General features: G+C 48.5%; 18 protein-coding genes and 1 tRNA gene. 10 read left to right on the top strand and 9 right to left on the bottom strand.

From position 1 onward, the window contains the following. The first annotated feature begins 4 nt into the window (after positions 1–4). Complete coding sequence (gene metK / locus QSJ47_RS01595) at positions 5–1153, top strand: methionine adenosyltransferase (RefSeq protein ID WP_221271987.1); 1149 nt, start codon at positions 5–7, stop codon at positions 1151–1153. Positions 1154–1177: 24 nt separating this feature from the next. Here metK and QSJ47_RS01590 read toward each other — a convergent pair. The 5 genes from QSJ47_RS01590 to QSJ47_RS01570 all read right to left on the bottom strand — a co-directional run bounded on the left by QSJ47_RS01590 (position 1178) and on the right by QSJ47_RS01570 (position 4655). Continuing rightward, a tRNA-Ala gene (locus tag QSJ47_RS01590) sits at positions 1178–1253 on the bottom strand. Positions 1254–1294: 41 nt separating this feature from the next. Then, positions 1295–1990, bottom strand: coding sequence for a 1-acylglycerol-3-phosphate O-acyltransferase (locus QSJ47_RS01585; protein ID WP_221271986.1), 696 nt, complete (start codon positions 1988–1990; stop codon positions 1295–1297). Then, complete coding sequence (locus QSJ47_RS01580; protein WP_260321609.1) at positions 1980–3005, bottom strand: hypothetical protein; 1026 nt, start codon at positions 3003–3005, stop codon at positions 1980–1982. Before QSJ47_RS01580 ends, QSJ47_RS01585 begins: the two co-directional genes overlap by 11 nt. A gap of 72 nt (positions 3006–3077) precedes the next feature. Next, positions 3078–4457 carry a S41 family peptidase gene (locus tag QSJ47_RS01575; RefSeq protein ID WP_285602211.1) on the bottom strand — a complete coding sequence of 460 codons (1380 nt, stop codon included), beginning with the start codon at positions 4455–4457 and terminating at the stop codon, positions 3078–3080. A gap of 66 nt (positions 4458–4523) precedes the next feature. After that, positions 4524–4655 (bottom strand): hypothetical protein, encoded by a 132-nt coding sequence (locus QSJ47_RS01570; protein ID WP_285602210.1) that lies wholly within the window; start codon positions 4653–4655, stop codon positions 4524–4526. Positions 4656–4827: 172 nt separating this feature from the next. Here QSJ47_RS01570 and QSJ47_RS01565 point away from each other — a divergent pair, with 172 nt between their 5' ends. From QSJ47_RS01565 to QSJ47_RS01540, 6 genes are all read left to right on the top strand, one after another. Next, positions 4828–6210 (top strand): outer membrane family protein, encoded by a 1383-nt coding sequence (locus QSJ47_RS01565; RefSeq protein ID WP_221272528.1) that lies wholly within the window; start codon positions 4828–4830, stop codon positions 6208–6210. Positions 6211–6560: 350 nt separating this feature from the next. Further along, positions 6561–8090 (top strand): outer membrane family protein, encoded by a 1530-nt coding sequence (locus tag QSJ47_RS01560; protein ID WP_221271984.1) that lies wholly within the window; start codon positions 6561–6563, stop codon positions 8088–8090. 41 nt (positions 8091–8131) lie between these two features. Next, positions 8132–9478, top strand: a complete 1347-nt coding sequence (locus tag QSJ47_RS01555) for an outer membrane family protein (protein ID WP_285602209.1) — start codon at positions 8132–8134, stop codon at positions 9476–9478. Positions 9479–9586: 108 nt separating this feature from the next. Next, the gene (locus QSJ47_RS01550) at positions 9587–11053 is read left to right on the top strand and encodes an outer membrane family protein (protein WP_285602208.1); all 1467 of its coding nucleotides are present in this window, start codon (positions 9587–9589) and stop codon (positions 11051–11053) included. Between the two features lie 254 nt (positions 11054–11307). Further along, positions 11308–12969, top strand: a complete 1662-nt coding sequence (locus tag QSJ47_RS01545) for an outer membrane family protein (RefSeq protein ID WP_260321607.1) — start codon at positions 11308–11310, stop codon at positions 12967–12969. A gap of 143 nt (positions 12970–13112) precedes the next feature. Next, the gene (locus tag QSJ47_RS01540; RefSeq protein WP_285602356.1) at positions 13113–14483 is read left to right on the top strand and encodes an outer membrane family protein; all 1371 of its coding nucleotides are present in this window, start codon (positions 13113–13115) and stop codon (positions 14481–14483) included. On the opposite strand, the gene QSJ47_RS01535 is transcribed toward QSJ47_RS01540, so the two are convergent. Next, positions 14480–15646 (bottom strand): molybdopterin molybdotransferase MoeA, encoded by a 1167-nt coding sequence (locus tag QSJ47_RS01535; protein ID WP_285602207.1) that lies wholly within the window; start codon positions 15644–15646, stop codon positions 14480–14482. The two genes, QSJ47_RS01540 and QSJ47_RS01535, sit on opposite strands and share 4 nt — an antisense overlap. 9 nt (positions 15647–15655) lie before the next feature. After that, the gene (fliR, locus tag QSJ47_RS01530; protein ID WP_221271980.1) at positions 15656–16423 is read right to left on the bottom strand and encodes a flagellar biosynthetic protein FliR; all 768 of its coding nucleotides are present in this window, start codon (positions 16421–16423) and stop codon (positions 15656–15658) included. An 86-nt stretch (positions 16424–16509) separates the two neighbouring features. Here fliR and QSJ47_RS01525 point away from each other — a divergent pair, with 86 nt between their 5' ends. After that, complete coding sequence (locus QSJ47_RS01525; protein WP_285602206.1) at positions 16510–17271, top strand: DsbA family protein; 762 nt, start codon at positions 16510–16512, stop codon at positions 17269–17271. Here QSJ47_RS01525 and QSJ47_RS01520 read toward each other — a convergent pair whose 3' ends face one another. Together QSJ47_RS01520 and QSJ47_RS01515 are read right to left on the bottom strand one after the other, a co-directional pair. After that, positions 17272–18609, bottom strand: a complete 1338-nt coding sequence (locus QSJ47_RS01520) for a Na+/H+ antiporter NhaC family protein (protein WP_221271978.1) — start codon at positions 18607–18609, stop codon at positions 17272–17274. Further along, positions 18602–19153 (bottom strand): phosphorylase family protein, encoded by a 552-nt coding sequence (locus tag QSJ47_RS01515; RefSeq protein ID WP_221271977.1) that lies wholly within the window; start codon positions 19151–19153, stop codon positions 18602–18604. Before QSJ47_RS01515 ends, QSJ47_RS01520 begins: the two co-directional genes overlap by 8 nt. A 76-nt stretch (positions 19154–19229) precedes the next feature. Here QSJ47_RS01515 and rsmA point away from each other — a divergent pair, with 76 nt between their 5' ends. Further along, entirely contained in the window at positions 19230–20114 is an 885-nt protein-coding gene (rsmA, locus tag QSJ47_RS01510; protein WP_285602205.1) for a 16S rRNA (adenine(1518)-N(6)/adenine(1519)-N(6))-dimethyltransferase RsmA, read from the top strand. Beyond that, on the top strand, positions 20095–22113 hold the full coding sequence (locus QSJ47_RS01505; RefSeq protein WP_285602204.1) for a ribonuclease J: 2019 nt from the start codon (positions 20095–20097) through the stop codon (positions 22111–22113). The genes rsmA and QSJ47_RS01505 overlap by 20 nt, the downstream gene beginning before the upstream one ends. Positions 22114–22169: the final 56 nt, after the last annotated feature.

Here is a 22169-nt window from a genome sequence, read left to right as displayed (position 1 = left end):
ACTTATGAGCTCTTATCTTTTTACCTCCGAGTCGGTTACAGAGGGACATCCGGACAAAATGGCGGATCAAATCAGCGATGCCGTCTTAGATTATATCATTGAGCGGGATAAAAACGCCCGCGTGGCGTGTGAAACCTTACTCGCCAATGGGTTTTGTATCATCACGGGCGAGCTCAAGACCAAGATTTATGCTCCCATGCAAGAGATCGCAAGGGGAGTTGTCAAAGACATCGGCTACACGGACGCGCTCTATGGCTTTGATTACCGCAGCGCAGCAGTGCTCAATGGGGTTGGCGAGCAAAGCCCGGACATTAATCAAGGCGTGGATCGCTTGGATGGCGAAGTGGGGGCGGGCGATCAGGGGATCATGTTTGGTTATGCTTGTAACGAAACCCCCCAACTCATGCCCCTAGCCGTTAGCCTTGCGCACGCCATCACTTTGGGGCTTGCCAACGCTAGAAAAAGCGCGACCTTGCCCTTTTTGCGCCCCGATGGCAAGGCGCAGGTTACGATCCGCTACGAGGGCCATGAGCCCGTGGGCATCGACACGATCGTGGTGTCTACCCAACACTCCCCCGAGATCGACCAAAAGCACCTACGCGAAGCGGTGATTGAAGAGATCGTGTATAAAGTCTTGCCTAAGGAGTTTTTAAACGACAACATCAAATACCACATCAACCCCACCGGTAAATTTGTCATCGGCGGGCCGCAAGGCGATGCAGGGCTTACGGGGCGTAAGATCATCGTGGATACTTACGGGGGTTCTTGCCCACACGGGGGTGGGGCGTTTAGCGGCAAAGATCCTTCTAAGGTGGATCGCAGCGCGGCTTACATGGCGCGCTACATCGCTAAAAATTTGGTGGCTAGCGGGGTGTGTAAGCGGGCGACTGTGCAACTCGCCTATGCGATCGGCATTGTGGACCCCGTGTCTGTCTACATCAACACCCACCACACAAGCATTTATACCCCCCAAGACCTTGAGGCGTGCGTGCGTGCGCTTTTTAAACTCACCCCAAAGGGGATCATTGAAAGTTTAGACCTCTTACGCCCCATTTACCGCCAAACGGCAGCTTACGGGCATTTTGGACGGGAAGGGTTTAGTTGGGAGCAAACCGACAAAGCCACAGCGATCGCTGACTTCTTGAGTAAATAACCAAAGTTTTTAGATTTTAGGGAGTGGTGGAGTGTAGGGGGATCGAACCCCTGACCTCAACGCTGCCAGCGTTGCGCTCTCCCAGCTGAGCTAACACCCCAAAAGTCCGCATTCTAGCACAGATTTTATAAAAATGCAAGCCTAACCATTGAGTTCGTGGTAGTGTTTTTGATACTCGGCTTGCATGTCCTGCTCTAATTTGGTGTACCAATCCGTGCTTAAATCGGGGGTGAAGGCGGGCATGAGCACCATGCGTAAATGCGTAGCTTGCGATTCTATGGGCTTGGTGTTAAAAATCTTGCGGGTGTTGAGTAAGAGTATGGGCTGGATTTTTAAATGTAACTTCTCGGCTAAAACCTTAGCCCCCGGCTTAAAGGGCAAGAATTTTTCTAGCCCACGGCTTCTTGTCCCCTCGGGAAAGATCACCAAGGGGCGGTCTTGCTCTAGCTTTTCTTTGGCAATTTTAAGCAAAGAGGCTAATCCGCGCCGATCCTCTCTGTCGATTAAAATCATCTCAGGAGTTTTAAGTGCGTAGCCATAGTAGGGCATATCGCCCAGCTCTTTTTTGGCGACCCAGCAAATGTTGCGGGGGTGGTAAGCCTCTAGGCAAATGATGTCGATGATGCTTTGGTGGTTGAGCACAATCAAATCTGCGCTTAAATCAAACTCCCCGATTTTCTCTAAGGGGGAATGCACTAAAAAGAAAAAAGAGCGACACCATTTACGGGTTTGGCGGGAATTGTTGTGTTTACGGGTTAGAAAGTTCATTAAAATGATGAAACCTAGCCCCAAACCCACGACCAAGAGCGTATAAATGCCTCGGATTCTACTCCACATCTTCCTTCCTCACCCAACCGATTTTCTCATCATCTGTCATGATTTTATAGTATTTGGCATGCTCGCCTATGATTTTGACATGCAGGGCTTGCTTGGGGATCAAGAGCAAAGTTGAATTTTGCGTGGGTAAGATTTTAATCGTTGCATTAGCTCTTAAAACCCCTGTGCGGTAGGTGGAAAGGACATTCCACAGCAAAACCCCCATGAGCAAAATAGCCACGACCAATGCCGTGTTTTTATAACTTGTGAGAAAATAGCACACTATAACCACAAGCAACAAGCCCATTAAAAAGATGTTTGAAAAGAGCAGTAAATTGTTCTTAGGCTTTAGGTTGCTCTGTGTGCTCACACTTTCTTCAATGGGGATTAAAGAAAAATGCAATTCCTTAAATTGTGCCTCTTGCAAGGAAAAATAATTAAAAGACAAGCTTTGCATGCTCTTTGGCAAAATACAATAATAAACCCCACTGACATTATCCGTACCTGAATGGCTGCCCTCAAAGCCTTGTTTGAATTCGCCGGGGATTTTAAAATCTTCTAAATTTGCGCCTTTGGCTTGCAACTCAAAGACGAGAATATTGTGGGTGGTGTCGTATTCTTTGACCTTGTAGCCGGTAACGCTAAAGTTTGTTGCCACCACGCCCACATAATTAGGGTGTGCTGAGAGGTCAACCACTTGCAAAGGGATGGCGGGCGCACTGGATTTATCCAAATAATCTTGATCCTGCACGAAGGCACTCACTTTAAGAGCAGGGATCACCGCCTTTGTGCCTAAAACCTTGTAATTGTAAGTGGTGCTGTAGCTGTCCGTGCCCGAAGCGACCCAATTTGGGGTAAAGTTTAGGCGTTTGAGCTCTTTAGGGTCGGGTAGGTTTTCTAACTCTGCCCCTAAAAATTTGGCTTGAGAGAAGAGCATTAAGTTATATTGTACGCGGATTCTTTGCCCCACATACACGGGCTTGCTGGTCAAATCTTGTAAATTCACCACTTTGACATACACAACCTTCGCCCGCACTTCCTCGCTTTGCAAACCAACTAGGCAAAGTAAGAAGTATAAAAGGCAAGCTAGCCCCGCCCTCACAAGCGTCTACCTATGTGCGCTCTCTTTGTTAGGAGCGGTTAGGATGTCCCAAACTTTTAGGGTGTCTATGGCGGTTTTTAGCTGAATATCCGCATTGATGTCCTTTTGGGTGATGGGTTTGCTCTCTTTGTCCTCAACCTTTTTACCATGTTCGTGTTTTTTGTTCTCGGATTTGCTGTTTAGCGATTGTAATTCTTGCTGCAAGTGGTGTTTTAAATCCGCCTCTTTAATGCTGAACTTGCTTTCATCTTGGGGGACATTGCCCGGATACACCACAATGTCGGGCTTGATCCCCACGGCTTGGATCGTGCGCCCGCTGGGCAAATAGTAGCGGGCGATGGTGATCTTGATCGCCTCGTCCCTACCCACGGGGAAGGTGGTTTGCACGCTGCCTTTACCAAAGGTGCTTTCCCCAATGATGACCGCGCGTTTGTGATCTTGCAGAGCCCCTGAGACAATCTCGCTTGCGCTGGCTGTGCCCGCATTGACTAAAACGGCGATGGGCAAATTGGGGTAGGGGGCTTTGCCATCGGCGTGGTATTCAATGTCCTCGGCCTTCACCCGTCCTTTTTGCGACACGATGATGCCGTGCTTGATGAAGAGATTAGATAGATCGATGGCTTGGCTTAAAAGTCCGCCCGGATTGGAGCGCAAATCGAGCACAATGCCCTGTAAGTTTCTAGCCTTTCTTAGCTCGGTGAGCACCCCTTTAACCACATTGCGATCAAATGAATTGACCCGCACATACAAGAAGTGTGTCCCTTCGATTTTTTTGGCGTGCACGGATTTAATCTTAATGATGTCGCGCAACATTTTCACCACAATGGGTTTGGATTCATTCTTACGCACCAAAGTGAGCTCAATGGGGGTTTTAGGCTTGCCACGCATGAGATTAACGGCGTTGTCAATGCTCATGTTTAAAGTGCTCTCTTGGTTGATCTTCAAGATCACATCCCCGGCCTTAATCCCGGCTCTAAAGGCGGGGGTGTCATCCAAGGGAGCGATCACGGTGAGCGCACCATCGCGGATACCCACGGTGATGCCAAGCCCCCCAAATTCGCCCTCTGTTTGGGCTCTAAAATCGCGGAATTTCTTAGGCGTTAAGTAGGATGAGTGCGCGTCTAGGTTCGTCATCAAGCCATCGATGGCTTTATCCACAATGTCGTTAATGCTGACCTTGTCTACATAGTAGCGTTCAACTTGTTCCACCACATTGGAGAATTTTTTTAGGGCATTGAGCCGCTCTTGGGTTGTGGATCTGCTATTTTTTTTAAAGTTTTGGGTGTGGGGGGTATTTTGCGCCACTCTGTCCTGTGGCAAGTTATGCGCCACCAACCACACACTCAAAATAGAAGACACAAGCCCCGTTACAAAATACTTATTCATCATGCCCCTTATCTTTCAATTCACATCAAAAAGTGCCATTCTACCGAAAACTAGGCAATTTTACAATTAGTCCACACAAACCCCAAATCTTATAAACCAAAGTTTAAAGCCCTCTATGGGCTTAGTTACTTTGTGTAGCGTCCCTTTGTTTTCTAGGGTTTTGGCGTGGGCTTGGGGCAACTCTAACAGAGTTTCCAATTTATAATCCTAAATGTAGGACGACTTCTAATAGGGCTAAAAGAAGGTTTTTACTCGGTCTATTCGGATCAGCCAAGGAGACAATATGCAAGATAGACATGAACAACGACAAGGGCAAAGTTTAGGCATTAGATCGAACTTCTCCGTTCTAACCTATGTCTGTGGACCATTGATGTTTTTTGCAACCTCTATGGATGCGTTCGAGTATAAGTTTGGCGGGCGTGCCGAGCAGACCTCTCAAATTGGGTTCAACACGAGAGAGATCGACCGCAGGAGAGGGCTTTACCCCATGCAACAATACGCCACCGTGTCCGGGTATTTGGATTTAAGCATGAGCTTTTTGCCCAAGAAATCCGCCCATGTGCTGAAAGGTGGGATCGGGGGCATGGTCGGGGGCGTTTTCTACGACAGCACCAAAAACCTCGATCGGGGCAGCCAAATCTTCAACTATTTTGGTTACTACAATGGATATCTAGACGGCAACCACAACTCCATCGCCACCGATGACGACAACCTAAAGGACAGCTTCATTCGAAAAAACTCGCGTACCTACATTTGGAGCGATGCATTTTTGGAGTACCAATACAAGGATTACTTTGGCATCAAGGGTGGCCGCTACACCTCTACAATGCCCTACAGAAGTGGGAAAACCCAAGGCTTTGAGGTCTTTGGGCAATATAAACACGCCCGCTTGGTGTGGTTTAGCTCGTGGGGGCGTGCGATCGCCAGCGGTGGATTTCTAATCAACTGGTATGCCCCTAGAACCTCTTACAGCGGGGGCTATGTGAAAAACGCCCAAGGGGGTTGGACCCCTGTAGGCTACAAGCTCTCTTACGGTACACATGCTGTGAGACTCATTTACAACCAACATAAATTATTGGCGGAGTTCTTCTACTACTTCTCGCCCAAGACTTTCAACGCCCCGGGCTTTACGCTCGGCTGGGACACCAACCCTAATTTTGACGGCAAGGGTTTTAAATCAGACACCCACATCACCGCCATCTTCCCCGTGTATGAGCCTTGGATGGTCTTTGGTTCAACGGGGGCGGTGAAGTATAAATACGGCACGCCCATCACCCAAACCGGCCAAAGCCTCATCTTGCGCCAACGCTTTGACTACAATAACTTCTACCTTGTGGGGACTTTTTACAAGAACTTTGGCAACCCCAACACCTATGTGGGCAACATGGGTAACCCGGCTGGTGTGCTTTTGGGGGGTAATAGCATCTATGTGGGCACGGCGGGTACGGCTTTAAAAGCCAATGCTGTAACAGGGGCGATCGCCTATGGAGCCACGCATTTTAATAAAAAGTTCACATGGCGGATGCAATGGCAGTGGACAAGCGCACCCGTGGCATGGGAGGGCCGCTACATGCTCACCCTAGGCTACAACTTCAACCAATACCTCAAAGCAACGGTCGACCTTGCATACTATGGGGTGCACACCAACAAGGGCTACCAAGCCGGCTTGAACAATCAAATCTGTATAACTTATTGTAGCGGTGGCTATCAGGATAGAAGTGCCCTTTACACAAACATCATGGTTTCGTTTTAGACGGACAAGCAAAGGGGATACGGAGGTTTGAGATCGGGGGGGCTTAAGCAAATTTTTGCTATCCTTAGCGTACAAGGGTAAATATTCTTAGATATTTGCTTGAAAATTTTAGATTTGAGGAGAGTTGATGGATAAAATAACAATAACCTTGACAAAATCCCCACAAAGCCTTTCTTCTCTAATCATGGTCATTCTTTGCGGAAGGAGGATGATGCGCGCAATGCTCTTTTGCGCGAGGCGTACCTTCAGGGTAACACAATAACCCCACCGAGTTGGTCTCACAAGTTTCTACAACGAGGGTTCTTGGGTGTGCTCTATCCAAGGACTTCACGATAGCAAAAGGATTTAAAATGAAAAAAGTTGTGTTACTCTCTAAGAGTTTAGTGGCCTATTTGGGTCTTCTGTCCCAAGCTTCCTCCATGGATTGGAAACATTTTGACCTACGGCAATTAGAGCAGTTTGCCAAGTTCAAGGCCGGGGTCGAGTCGTTTTCTAAGATTGGGTTCAATAACAAACCTATCAACACCAATAAGGGCCTTTATCCGACAGAAACCTTTGTAACCATTGTGGGGTATTTACAAATGGATCTTCCCGAAATCATGCCCAAAGCTGCCCGGGCTAACGGACACCACATGTCGGGCAGTTTAGGGGGCTTTGGGGGAGGGTTGCTCTATGATGGCACCAAAGACACCATCAACCAAGTTACGGGCAAACCCTATGGGAGTATGGCGTGGAACTACTTTGGTTACTGGGGCGGGCTCGTGGGGCAAAAGCCTTGGGCGCAGTGCTGGTATGGGGCAGGGGGAGGAAGCCAAGCATCCTACGCAGGCAAAAGTGCAGCCCAGTTACAAGCCATGTCGAATGCCACAAGCATTGGGGGGGTAAACACGGCAGATTGTGTGCAAGGCTATGCCAATAATACCCGTAACTATGTGATCTACAACGCCTACATCGACTACTCCTACAAGAACATTTTTAGATTCAGGGGTGGGCGTTATGAATCACCAGCCGACTACATGAGTGGTTACACGCAAGGGCTGGACATGACCTTAAATTTAAACCATTTTAAGTTTTGGTGGTTTAGCTGCTTTGGACGGGGCTTTGCCTACAACGAGTGGCTGTATAACTTCTACTCTCCCAAAACCTACACCCTAGCCGATGGCAAGAAGATCAACCCCGGGGTGCACGCCTTTTACATCACTTGGGAGTATAAGGGCTTTAGTGTGGTGCCCTTTGTCTATTTTTCGCCCAACAACGAATACAGCCCATGTTTTACTTTGATGTATGATAGCAACCCCAAATTTAAAGGGATTGGCTGGCGCTCCCAAACCGACATCACGGTGTTAAACCCCTTTTATGCCAAACGCTTTTGGGACACCTACCAGTTTGGCATGATCTCACACAGAAACGCCCACAGCTTGATGATCAAACAGCGCTTTGACTACAACAACTACAACTTTGGGGGCGGAATTTACCAAAACTTTGGCAACGCCAACTGGATGATCGGCTACCACGGGAGCCGTCTAGGGTTTGACTTTTGGGACAACACGGTTTATGCCAACACCATTAACTCCCTCTCTTACATGATGGACTCCAATGCCTTCACCGCCTTTCTCTTTGGCGGGGGGGTGTATAAAAAATGGCTTTGGGGTTTGATCGGCCGTTTGACCTATGGTCCCCGTGCGGATGAACAGGTTTTTGCGTTTAACCTCGGTTACGAGTTTTCTAAGCGTTTTTATGCCGACATTAAAGTGGAATACTATAACCAAATCATGCGTCACGGCTATAAAATTGGTTGGAACGGACCTTTCTTACCCGATCAGCCTGCCACCGACCAAGACAGAAGCCATATTTTTACCGAGATTAAGGTGAAGCTCTGATCTCGTAGAATAAGACTTAAAACCCAATAGAGGTGAGATAGATGAGCCGTAGGGGCTTGCTCTTTTATGTGTGCTATGTGGGTTCTATGGGGGCTTTTGATTATAAATTTAGCGGGACAAGTGAATCGGTCGCCAAGATCGGTTTTAACCACTCCCCCATCAACTCTAAAGAGGGCATTTTTCCCACAGAAAGTTTCATGACCCTAACCCTCAAAGCCCAAGTGGATGCGAGCTTGTGGGAAAACGAGAACAATAAAATCAGCGCAGGGTTAGGGGGGGGGCTGGGGGGGCTTGTTTACAACTCCACCAAAACCTTAATCGATCAGAGCACGGGACAGCTCTATGGATCTAAAATCTACTACTATTTTGGGCGTTGGTGGGGGTTTTTAGGCAACGCCCCTTGGAAAACATCAAATATTGAATCCACCCAGCACGCCCGCCCCTATGTGCTCTACAACGCTTTTTTGCGCTACGATTACCACCATGCCCTCACCATCATCGCCGGGCGTTACCTTTCCAAAACTATTTTTATGAGCGGTTACACCGAAGGCTTTGAGGCCTCCTATAAATTCCGCCCTTATTTTAAGTTGCGCTGGTTTAGCTCCTTTGGTAGGGCTTTGGCGGTGGGCGAGTTTATCCGCCCTTGGTATGCCCCCATCACGACTAAGAACAAGCAGGGCAAGGTGGTGGATTTGGGCATCCACGCTGTGGGCTTGAATTATGACACAAAACATTTTTCAGCGGTGGGCTTTGTGTATTTCTCGCCCAACACCTACACCACCCCGGGGGTGAAACTCCACTACAACAGCAACCCCTCCTTTGCGGGGTTGGGCTTTAAATCCTTAACCGACATGACGGTGATTTTTCCCATTTACAGCCCACACCTCTACGATACATGGTATCGGGGCTCTATGCTGGGTAAGGGTGGGGTGAGTTTATACATCCGCCAACGCTTTGACTATAACCAATACAACTTTGGCGGGGGGTACTTCCAAAACTTCGGCAACGCCAACGCCAAAATCAACTGGTACGGAAGCCCCATTGGCATCGACTACCGCGACAACAGCGTTTACGGGGGGTTGATGGATAACATGATCTCACCCAATGCTGTAACAGGTTTTGTGTTTATGGGTGGAGTGCATAAAAAACTCTTTTGGGGGCTTGTGGGGCGTTTGACTTTCTCGCCTAGAGCCAATGAACAAAGCCTAGCATGGAACTTAGGGATCAAGTGGAATCGTTATTTTTCAACGAACATTAAACTCGAATACAATGAAGTCGACACCCACAAGGGCTACAACATCGCCGAATGGTATACCAAAGACCCGAGTGCCCCCGCCACCCGCCAAGATAGAAGTTATCTAATGACCGCCATTAAGGCACAATTTTAGTAACATTTTGTAACATTTATAGGAGCTTCTGCACACTCTGTCTAAAAATGGGTATGACACCACTTAAATCTGTGCTAAAAGCTTAAAGACTAAATCCAAGGGGTTGCATTGATCACACGCAAACTAAGCCACATTCTCTATTCTTTGACTTTTTTAATAAACCCCCTCAAAGCCTTTGATTTTAAAATCACGGGGCGTTTAGACAGCTTTTCTAAAATAGGGTTTAACCACTCTAAAATCAACACCACTTACGGCATCTTCCCCACAGAGAGCTTTGTGGACATCGCCGGCTTTGCCCAAATGAAAATAGGGCTCTTGCCCAAACACACCACGGACCACCAATTGAGCTTCAGCCTAGGGGGGGCGATGGCAGGGTTGCCCTACGACTCGACCAAGTATCTAAGGGATCAAGATGGACAAATTTACGGCTCTGTGGTGCATAACTTCATTGGGGGTTGGCATGGGTATTTCTTCAATAAATACCTCACACAACTTTCAGGGGCTTACCACGCCCGCCCCTATGTGCTCGACACCGCTTTTTTACAATACGACTACAAGCATAAGTTTGGCTTTAAAATCGGGCGTTATGAAGCCAACATTGACTTCATGAGCGGGTCAAACCAAGGCTTTGAGTTTTACTACCGCCCGATTAAAAACCTCAAACTTTGGTGGTGGAGCTCCTATGGGCGGGGCTTGGCGTTCAACTCGTGGATTTACCAATTCTATGCTTCAACCGCTTATGAAAAACCAAACGGGCAGATGATCAACTACGGCTGGCATGGCATTACGGCAACTTACGATTACAAAAACTTAAGCGCACAGGCATTTTTTTACTTCTCGCCCAAGACCTACAACGCCCCAGGCTTTAAGCTCATCTACGACACCAATAAAAACTTCCAACTTGTGGGCTTTCGCTCCCAAACCCTTTTAATGGTGACAGTTCCCGTTTACGACTCGGGTTGGTATGACCCAAGCACAAAACAATACAGCATTTGGGATTCATTACAGCATGGTTCATATGTGGGTAAATACGGGGTAACTTTAAACATCCGCCAAGCCTTTTGGTGGAACCGCTTGGCGATCATCTTGGGGCTTTACCACACCTTTGGCAACTCCGATGCCCTCCTAGGCAGCCACACCATGCCCATGGGGAACAACACCTCCTATGTAAATAACTATGTGAGCTCAAGCATTGTCGGGTTTGACTTTTGGGACAACACAGCTTACGACGGGCTGGCTGACGCTCTCACCAACGCCAACACCACGACCATTTACGGCTCTGTGGGCAGTATTTATAAAAAGTTTGCATGGCACATTTTTGGACGCGTGAGTCTTGCCAACCGCAATGCGCAAGGGCACATCGGGCGCAGCAATGAATACTCTGCGGCTCTCAGTTTAGACTACGCCTTCACCCGCGCGGTGTTTTTACACTTTAAGCTCGAATACTACGGGGTGCAAATGCACCAGGGCTACCAAGTGGGCTACTTTGGCGCACCCCAGTGGAATAAACCCGACTATAGGGCGAATTACCAAGACAGAAGCCATATCATGACGAATGTCACTTTGAAGTTTTAGGCTTAGTATTAATAAAATATTTAAAGTAACATTCTATTTATTTACCAAATTTTTAAATTAAAATGCGTTTCTTTAAGAAAAAAAATACAAAAACTATATTAGAATGCACTTACACAATCGTAGTCTCGGGAGTAGCCCGGTTCTAGGGCTTTGCGGGTGTTCTGCGTAGTTCTCTAAATACCTAGGGTTACCAATCTGCGATTTGAAGGCAGCACTTAATGAATGAAGATAAAACGAAAAAAAGGTTACAAGGCATGAAGAAGAACGAAGACACTAGATGGAGTAAATTAGTGGAGGGGGTGCGTAAGTTGCGCAATGCGCTAACGCCCGCCTTGCTGGCTTCCTCCTCTTTGGGGGTTTGTGGGTTGGATGCGATCAGCTATGAAGTGCATGGCGATCTCATCAACTTCTCCAAGGTGGGGTTCAACAACTCTCCCATTAACCCGGTGAAGGGGCTTTACCCAACCGGTACTTTTGTGGAGTTGACGGGTAAATTAGAAAGCACCGTGCATTTAGGCAAGGGTTGGAGCTTTACCTTAGGCGGTGCGCTAGGGGGCATGCCCTACGATAACACTCGCTACGATAAATACGCTAGCGACATTAAAATACCGAAGTCTTGGGCGAATGCTTGTGGAAGTAACTATAACGGTCCGGACAGCGCAAACGGTTTCTGTGTGCCTTTCGATGACCCGAGTGCGCACCCCGTGCAAGGCTCTTACCAATACGCCATGCAGCACGGCGGCGTAGCCGACCCTAGGGGTATCGGTTATATGTTTATGGGTGAGTGGAACGGCTTGTTCCCCAACTACTACCCCGCCAGTGCCTACACCCCGGGGCAGTCGCGTAGGTATGAAATCTACAAGGCGAATGTCCAATACAAAAGCGATAAAATTTGGATCATCGCCGGGCGTTACGACACCACGCAAGTCAAAGACATCGACTGGTTCTACCAGTTGACCCAAGGTTTCTACGGCATGTTTAAACTCACGAATAAGCTGACCTTCCAAGTGTTCAGCTCCTGGGGCCGTGGTATTGCTGACGGGCAATGGATGTTCCCAATCTATCGTGAAAAACCTTGGGGCGAACACAAAGTCGGGGTGATCTACCAAGTGAACAAACACTTCTCCATCCACCCGCATGTGTGGTTTGCGCCTGAAGTGTTCACCGCTCCTGAGATCAAAATGTATTACGACACCAACCCCGAGTTTAGCGGTCGGGGCTTTCGCTCCCAGACCACTTTCTATGGCATGTATGTTTACCAATGGGACAACGCCATGTATGGTCGTTACGCCCCCGCGAGGTATAACACCTGGGATCCTTGGTTAGATGGCGGTAAATGGCGCGGGCTACAAGGTCCGGGCGGGGCGACCATTTTGATTAAAGAGCGCTTGGACTTCAATAACTACAATGTGGGCTTTGGTATCTACGATAACATCGGCAACCCGAACCCAAACATCGGTACCTATGGTAACCCCGTAGCGATCGATGGCGTCGAACAATGGACCGGTGGTATCTACTCACTAGGGTTTGCGTCTATCAACAACATCACCGACGCCGATGCTTTCACTGCTTATGTGAAAACCGGCGCGGTGTATGGCAAGTTTGACTGGGAGTTGGCAGAAAGGTACACCACCGCTCCTCGTGCGGATGGTCAGGCTCTAGCGTTGTATTTGGACTACCAATTTGGCAAACACATCAAAGCCGGGATCAAGCTCGAATGGTTCTTACAAGTCATCCGTGCGGGCTATAACCCAGGTGTGGGCTTCCTAAGCTACATGGGGCAACCTTTGAGCTTGAACACGGGTGCGTTCTCAGCTGCAGGCTTTTTCCAAGGTCCGCAAAACACGGGGGGCATTGCCCATACGGTTGTACAAGACCGTAGCCACTTGATGACCCACATCAGCTACAGCTTCTAGCCTTTGTTTTTACCTTAAGGGCTCTCTCCTTAAGGTATTCTTGTTATAATACCCCGCCTTAGTTTTCATAAATCTATCTCGAGCAGGTCGCCATGCAAGTTCAATTTAGGGGGAACCGCACCGCCCATAAGTGGCTTGTTCTTATGCTTCTTGTTTCAGAACGCATTTTGGCTTTTGATATGAGCATTAGTGGGAAACTGAGCAGTTACACGCTCTATGGCTTCAACAACAAAAAATACAACCCCTCCAAGTTCATTTACCCGACGGGCAGTTACACCTCGCTTTTAGCCGAAATGAATGTCAGCATGGACCTTTATAAGGGCTTGCACGCCGAAGTGGGGGGCATGCTCTCTGCCCTGCCCTATGACTCTACGGCGTATCAAGGCAACGACATCGCACCCGGGCAGCCGGGCGGTCCAGCGGTCAATGGGGGAAAAAATTATTATAACCACGATGGGGGGATATTTTGGGAATATATCGGGTGGTATGCTGGGCATAGCGGTTTAAATGTGCAACAACCCCGCTACGCCATGGTGCACAACGCCTACTTGAGCTACGACTACAAGGGGATTTTCGGCATTAAGGGGGGGCGTTATGAGCTCTCCGATTACGACTGGTTCACCTCCTTTAGTCAAGGTGTAGAAGGGTATGTCAAATACAAGGACTATAAATTAAGGGTGCTCTACTCGGACGCTAGGGCTTCTGCGTCTAGCGACTGGTTCTGGCCCTTTGGGCGTTACTACACCAGCGGTAAGCCCTTAATGATCGCCGAGTTTAGATACCAAAAAGACCATTGGAAAGTCAACCCCTATTTTTATTCGATCTTTGGACGCATGAACGCTCCCGGGATCAACATCACCTACGACACCAACCCCCACTTTAGAAATAAAGGTTTCCGTTGGGTCGGCACTTTTGTAGGCTTCTTCCCCTTCTTTCCCCCCTCTGGGCGGGGTTATGACATCATTTTGTTTGGGCAAGAAACCATGGGCAAAGCCGGGCAAACCCTCTTTTTCCGCTCCCGCTTTTATTACAATAAATGGCAATTTGGCGGTAGTATTTACAAGAACATCGGCAATGCCAACGGCGACATCGGCATTTATGGCGACCCCTTGGGTTACAACATTTGGACCAACAGCATTTACGACGCCGAGATCAACAACATCGTCGGCAAAGACGCGCTCAATGGTTTTTTATACTTTGGCTCACGTTTCCATGGCATCACTTGGAAGGTGCTGGGGCGTTTAACCACCTCACCTAGAGCGAATGAACAAAGCGTGGCTTTGTTCTTAGGCTACTTTTTGAGCCGTTACAATTTGAAGTTCGACTTAAAATTAGAGTATTACAACAACATCACCAAAAAAGGCTATTGTCTTGGCTATGGCTTTGAGGGTTCTGATCAATGCGGTTCATGGGACACTGAGACCAATAGCTACGCCCCTCGCCTACCCCACAATGTGGATTCGGGCCGCAGCCATTTAATGTTCACCGTAACCTATGGTTTCCAGTTGCTCTAGGGCAAGAGCCACACCAACACCTCTTGCTCCCCCCCTTGCAAACAAGCCATAGCATTTGCGCCACTCAGCGCATCGATCGCCCCCGCCCCGTAGGCGTTGTCTTTGTAGGGCGTGAAGACCCCATTTTCTAGCTGTCCTAAAATTAAATACGTGCGTTGCCCCTTTAAATTTAAGGGGCTTTTGAGGCGTGCCTTAATGGGGGGTTCTTGTGTGTGGCTGCCGGCTTGTTTGCAAAGCACGGGGCGCACAAGGGCTAAAAAAGTCAGCACACAACTTAAGGGGTTGCCCGGCATGCCAAAGATGCGTGTTGTCCCCACACTGGCGCATAAAATAGGTTTACCCGGTTTGACATGCACCCCGTGGTAGTGGATTTTTGCGCCCAAGTGCGCCAAAGCCTCTTTAAAATGATCCTTATCGCCCACACTCACCCCGGCACTGCTAATGAGCACATCGTAAGCCAACGCCTCTTTTAAGCGTGCGCTTTGCTCTTGCAAATTGTCGGGCAAATGCCCTAAATGCGTGGCTTCAAAGCCCAAATTTTGTAGCATTGCCACCAATACAACCCCGTTTGTGTCGTAAATTTGGTGTGGCTTAGCAACACTGCCTAAAGGCACAACCTCATCGCCGCTGCTAAACACCCCTACTTTCAATTTTTTAAAAACGCTTAAAGTGGCTAGCCCTTGCGAGGCAAGCAAAGCCATGTGCCCCGTTTTTAGGCGTGTGCCCTTGCTTAAGAGTAAATCCCCGACTTTAATGTTTTCTCCCTCATAGCGGATATTTGCCCCCTTTTTAAAACCTAGCGGAGCTGTGGCGTGGGTTTCGTTGTAACTTTGCATTTTCTCCCAAGGCACGATAACATCCACCTCATCGGGCACGAGTGCACCGGTCATGATTTTTGCGCACGCCTTAGGGGGTAAGGTGTCTAGGGGGCTGCCTGCATAAAGGGTTTTAGCAATGGGTAGAGTTTGCCCCAAATCCTCTAGCCGCAAGCCAAAGCCATCCATGGCGGAGTTTGTGGCTTTTGGCAAGGGGTCTTTAGCGTGCAAATCTACTGCCAAAATACGCCCGTGTGCCTCTTGCAAGCGCACTTCTTGCACCTCTAAGGGGATTTGGGGCAAATTTAACCCGATTTCTAAAGCTTTGGAAAATGCGATTAAATCCATGTTCTGCCTTTAAAATAATTTTGTGATCGCTTGGAATGCCTGCAACAATTCATCTTTAAAGCGGTGCATGATCGCGCCTAAAACCAAGATCAGCCCGATCAAGGCGATCGCAATTTTAAGGGGAAAACCCACTGCGAGCAAATTAAACTGCGGGTGGGTTTTCATGATCATGCCAAAGACAATGTCGCTAAACATCACGATCGCCAAAACAGGAAATGCCATGCTAAAGCCCACGACAAATAAATGCCCCAAGGCTTGCACGCTCGCTTTAACGATGTGGTTAGAGAGCACAAAGCCCCCTAAGGGGACTTGCTCTAGGCTGTGTTGCACCCACAAGATCACCAAGTGGTGCATAGAGGTTTGGAGCATGGTTAAAATGGCTAAGAGTAGGACCACCTGCCCCACCACTGCCTTTTGCGCTCCTGAAACGGGGTCATAGGCACTTGCCATGGTAAGCCCCATGGAAAAGCTGATCGTGTCTGTGGCAAAGGCGATGGCGTTAAAGATGACATGCAAAAAGAAAGAGGCGCACAGCCCCAAAAATGCCTCTGCACAGCAAGCGATTAAAAAATCCTCAGCCCGCAAAAACACGGGACTAGGGGGCATGGAGGGATAAAAGACCAGAGTTAAAAAAAAGCTCAAAGCCCCACGCACAGACACCGGGATCAAATTATTGTCAAAAAAGGGAAAGAGCGCGACCACCCCACTTAAGCGCAAAAAGAGCAGTAAAAAACCCTGCACATGGCGATCGCTCATGTAGACTAACCAATCCAGCATAGGCGGCATTATAGCGCAGCAAGATTTTTATTAGGCTTTTAATGCTAGAATGGGCGGCTGAATTTTAATTTTATAAAGAGGAAGATATGCGTAGATTTTTCTGTGCTTTGAGTTTGTGTGTGGGGCTTGTGGGGGCGGTTGAGAGCAGGGTAGGGCAGGCTGTGGTGGATCTCATCGACAAACAAATCCATAAAAAAGTCAGCGTGCTAGAGGTTAAGTCCCTAAAGTCTAATAGGGAGTTTCAAGTGGTGGTGGTGGAAGACCCCGACACAAAATATAAAATCCCCTTGTTGGTGAATAAAAATGGGGATTTGGTATTAGGACTTACGAATATCTTTTTTAGCAAGAGCAAACAAGACACCGAGTTCGTGCAACAGATCTACCACGACACCCAAAGCTACAACTTTAAACAGCAAAATAGCGCAGCCCTAAATGCCCTTTTTGAAGGCTTGCCCCAGGGTTACGCCATCGATTTAAAATCCACCACCCCCGGGATGAAAAAGAACCTCTACATCATCTCCGATCCCGTGTGCCCGCACTGCCACCACGAATTGGAGCAGATCGACAAACGCTTGAAAGAAGCCAATGTGCACATGGTCTTGGTGGGCTTTTTAGGGCATGAATCCACGCTCAAAGCCGCCGACATCTTAAAGCAAGTCAAAAAAGCCCACAACACGAGGGATAAAGTGGACTTGTTGCAAAAAGTTTACGCCACCGCCTACAAAGTGGCAGATGCCCCCGATGACAAAGTCCAAGAAGTGGAAAAGGTAACCAAAAAGATCTTAGACACGGGGCTTATCAAGGGCGTGCCTTTCATTTACGAGTACCACAAAGTGAATAAAAAATAACTATTTGGGGGGCAGTCTTTTTAAAACCACTTGACTATACGCCCCCCAAAAAATATAAAGAAAAGTAAAAAGCCCTAGGAGCCCTTGATACCACAAAAACCCCGCCACTTCTAAAAACCCAACATGTTCTTTGGCAAAACTAAGCAAAATCAACATTTGCGCTCCATAGGGGATAATCCCTTGAAAAACGCACGAAAAAACATCTAAAATCACCGCACTTTCCCGCCGATCCACCCCAAATTTTAAACTGATTTTCTTGCTGATCGCCCCCACAATCACGATCGCCACGGTGTTGTTCGCCACTGCTAAATCCACAAGGCTCACCAACGCCGCAATGCCCACTTTCGCGCTCTTTGCGCCCTTAATACAACCCTCGATCTTAGAGATGATCCACGCCACCCCCCCCTCTTTATCCACCATGTAAGCAAGCCCGCCCGTAAGCAAAGAGAGCAAAAAAATCTCTTGCATGCTTGAAAAACCCTTATAAACTTCTTGCCCTAAAGAGAGCCAAGTAAAATGCCCCCCATAAAGCCCAATCCCGCCTGAAAGCGCGATCCCACTAAAGAGCACCAAAAAGACATTGACCCCCAAGAGTGCCAACACCAACACAAAGACATAGGGCAGGGTTTTGATGAGTTCATAGCTGTGGGCATGCACGGGCGTGGCGTGGGGGGGCTGCCCCCAAATCAAGAGCAAGATTAGGGTCAATACGCTCGCCGGTAGGGCAATGTAAAGGTTGATTTTAAACTTGTCCTGCATGCCGACATCTTGCGTGCGGGTGCTGGCGATCGTGGTGTCCGAGATGATGGACAAATTGTCCCCAAACATCGCCCCACCCATAAGAGCGGCTAGGACCAAGGCTAAGGACAAATGCCCTTCCTCAGCTAACCCTACGGCAATGGGGCCCAAGGCGACAATCGCCCCCACGCTCGTGCCAATCGCCAAAGAAATGAAGGACGCCATGGCAAAAATCCCGGCGGCTAGATATTGTGGGGGTATGTAGGTGATCCCCAAATTCACGGTCGCATCCACCCCCCCCATCGCCTTGCTCACCACCGCAAACGCCCCGGCAAGTAGGTAAATCACGCACATGGTCATGATGTTTTTGTCCCCACAGCCACTTAAAAAGTCGTTGAACTTCTGCTCCAAGCTTCCTTTAAAGAGCATAAAGGCGGCCGCCACCCCCACCATCGCCGCCACAGGTCCGGGTAGTTTGTAAAAGCCCATTTTCACCCCGCTAAATTCTAAATAAAACCCTGTGCCTAGGTAAATCCCAATGAAGATCCCAAAGGGGATCAGGGCGTGAAAATGCGGTGTGTTTTCCGACTCGTTAGTCATTTTGTTCCTTTTTAAGTTGGTTGATGAGCCCTTCCAAACGCTCTTTAGCGCGCTCGTGGTTTGCTATAAAATCCCTATGGGCGTGGGCGTTGGTGTAGTTGGTAACACAAAACACCCCAAAACATGGCAGGCCATAACATTGTGCCACACTAAGCACGCCAAAAAACTCCATGTTTTCTAACAAAATACCCGCGTGGCACATGGCTTTAGAGAAGTCGGCGTCTGTGTGTATGTAGTTGCTGCTATTGACAAGGGCTATCGGTAAATCTAAAGTTGGTTGCGCTTGCGCTTGCACACCATTGTCTAGGGGGGTGTAGCTATGCTTTAATGTAAAACTCTCTTCAATTTGCGTAGCTTGGTGGCTGATAAAAAGACTTAAAAGGGGCATAGAAAAATCGTAACTGCCCGCTGTGCCGATAAAAATGATCTCTTTAGGCTTTTCAAGCAGACATAGGCGACTTAAATTTAAAGTGCTTTGCACCAAACCCACGCCCACACTTTTAGCGCAAGCAAAACTCTCTGTGTTACCTGCACACACAAACATAAAACCCCTTTTTTTGCAAAGTCTAGCCCTTAAGCTAGCCCATGTTAAAATAGCTAAAAGTTTTTAAAGTGAAATTATGGCACTTTTGGGGCAGCATTTTTTGCACGACCCGCACTATTTAGAGCAGATCTTGCAATCCATCCCCCACGCCCACTTTGCCGATGCCGTGCAAGTTGTGGAAATAGGGGTTGGCTTGGGAGATTTGACAAGCCGACTGCTTAGCAGGTTAAAGCCACCCAAAAGTTTGTTAGCCTACGAGGTAGATACCCGTTTAGCCCAAAGGTTGAAACCGGTTTTAGGGGCATTGGCGGGGCGTTTGGACTTGGTTGTGGGCGATGTGATGCAAAACAAAGGGGTCAAGGATGGAGAGAAACAACAAATTGGAGGGCTTGGGGTCTTTCAGTGCGCTTTTTTGCACCCCAAGCCCTATTTTTTGGTTTCCAATTTGCCCTATTACATTGCCACGCCGATCCTCACAAGATGCCTTAAAGATGCGCTTTGCGTGGGGATGGTGGTGATGGTGCAAAAGGAAGTGGCGCTGAAATTTTGCGCCGCTGCAAATGAAAGCGACTACGGGGCTTTGAGCGTTTTAAGTGCCAGTGTGTGTCTTGAGCGCACATTGTTGTTTGAAGTCCCCCCTAAAGCCTTCAACCCCCCCCCCAAGGTGCAATCTGCCGTGATGCGCCTACTCAAAGCCCCCACCAACGAGGCAAAGCAAGAGTGCATGCCCCTTGCTTTCTTAGAGAGTGTGTTAAAAGCGTGCTTTCAGGCAAACCGCAAAACCCTTTTTAACAACCTTAAAAAAACCTACCCCGTGGCGCAAATCCAAGAGTTTTTCACCCAAAGCGGGCTGGAGCTTTCCACCCGCCCCCACCAAGTGGCACCCGCCCACTATGTCAGTTTAGCGCAATTCTTTCACAAAAAAATAAACAGGACAACACATGGAAAACAATCCCTTTAAAGACAATCCAGCAGAGGGCAATCACAAAAATAACCAAAACCCCCAAAACCATGAAAACCCCGCCCAAGAAGTCCGGGAGAATCAAGAAAGCCCCCAAGGTGGCAACGCCCCCCAAAACAATAAAAGGCTCCATAAAAACCGCTTTAATAACCGCATCAAACAAGGCAGGGAGGCGATCAACAACAACCCCCGCATGCAAGAGCAAAGCGGGGTGAAAAACATCACCAAAGCCAACGAGCGGGGTAATTTGGGCTTTCATAAAGAATTAAAACAGGGCGTGGAGGCAAACCATAAAATCCACATCAACCACCTAAACCCCCACTACAAACTAGATTTAAATGTCAAGGCACGGGTGAAAATCACGCCCCTTGGCGGTTTAGGCGAGATTGGGGGCAATATGATGGTGCTAGAAACCCTAAACCAGGCTATCATCATTGATGTTGGGATGAGCTTTCCTAGCGAGGACATGTATGGCGTGGATATTTTGATCCCCGATTTTAGCTACCTACACAGCATTAAAGATAAAATCGTGGGCGTTTTAATCACCCACGCCCACGAGGATCACATCGGGGCGGTGCCCTATCTTTTCAAGGAATTTCAATTCCCCCTTTATGGCACGCCTTTAAGTCTTGGCATGATTGGCAATAAATTTGATGAACATGGGCTAAAAAAATTCAAAAGCTACTTTAAAATCGTGCAAAAACGCCAGCCGATCCAAATCGGGGAGTTTGTCGTGGAGTGGATACACATCACCCACTCCATCATAGACGCAAGTGCCCTAGCGATCCAAACTAAAGTCGGCACGATCATCCACACGGGCGATTTTAAGATCGACCACACCCCCGTAGACAACATCCCCACCGACCTTTACCGCCTAGCGCACTATGGGGAGCAGGGGGTGATGCTCTTACTCAGTGATAGCACCAACTCTTACAAACCGGGCATTACGCCCAGTGAAAGCAGTGTGGGGCCCGTGTTTGAAAACCTCTTTAAAAACGCCAAGGGGCGGGTGATCATGAGCACCTTCTCCTCCAACATCCACCGCGTCTACCAAGCCATCCAACACGCCTTAAACCATAACCGCAAAGTCGCCGTGATCGGGCGTTCAATGGAGAAAAACCTAGACATCGCTAGAGAGCTAGGCTACATCCACCTGCCCTCAAAAACCTTCATTGAGGCGCACGAGGTGGAGAAACACCCCGACCATGAGGTGTTCATCGTTACGACCGGCTCGCAGGGCGAAACCATGAGCGCGCTTTATCGCATGGCAACCGATGAGCACCGCCACATCAGCATTAAGCCTAGCGATTTGATCATCATTTCGGCTAAGGCGATCCCGGGCAATGAGGCGAGCGTGTCGAGCATTTTAAATTTATTAATGAAAAAGGACGCGCAAGTCGTGCACCACGCCTTTGATGTGCATGTGAGCGGGCACGCCGCCCAAGAGGAGCAGAAATTAATGTTGCGCCTCATCAAGCCCAAATTCTTTTTACCCGTGCATGGCGAGTATAACCATGTCGCCAAACACAAGGAAACGGCGATCTCTTGCGGAATCCCTGAAAAGAACATTTACCTAATGGAGGATGGCGACCAAGTGGAGGTGAATCCTAACTTCATGCGCAAGACCAAGAGCATTAAGAGCGGAAAAAACTATGTGGACAACACGAACAACACCAGTATTGCCGAAAAAATCGTGCAAGAGCGCCAAGAAATCGCCAGCGCTGGGCTACTAAGCGCGGTGCTCTTCATCTCCAAAGAGGGGCAGGATTTAATGCCCGCTTCTAAGCTCACAAGCCTTGGCATCGTAAACATGCAAGAGGAGAGGGCGTTTTTAAAAGAGCTGCACGGGTCGCTGAGCCTTCACATCAAAGCCTTGCGTCAAGACATTTTGGGTAACCACAAATACCTAGACGAAAGTGTCCGCAACTTCTTAAGAAAAGCCTTGTTTAGGCACACCAAAAAATACCCGGCGATCGTAAGCCATGTATTTGTGAGCTGATGAAAGCGTGGGTTTTAGGCTTAGTGGCGGCAGCAAGCTTAAATGCGGCGGAGGTG

The sequence above is a fragment of the Helicobacter sp. NHP22-001 genome (assembly GCF_030270165.1).
Lineage (GTDB): Bacteria > Campylobacterota > Campylobacteria > Campylobacterales > Helicobacteraceae > Helicobacter > Helicobacter gastrofelis.
The sequence above is the reverse complement of the archived record's forward strand: the minus strand, read 5'-3'. Positions and strand labels throughout refer to the sequence as shown.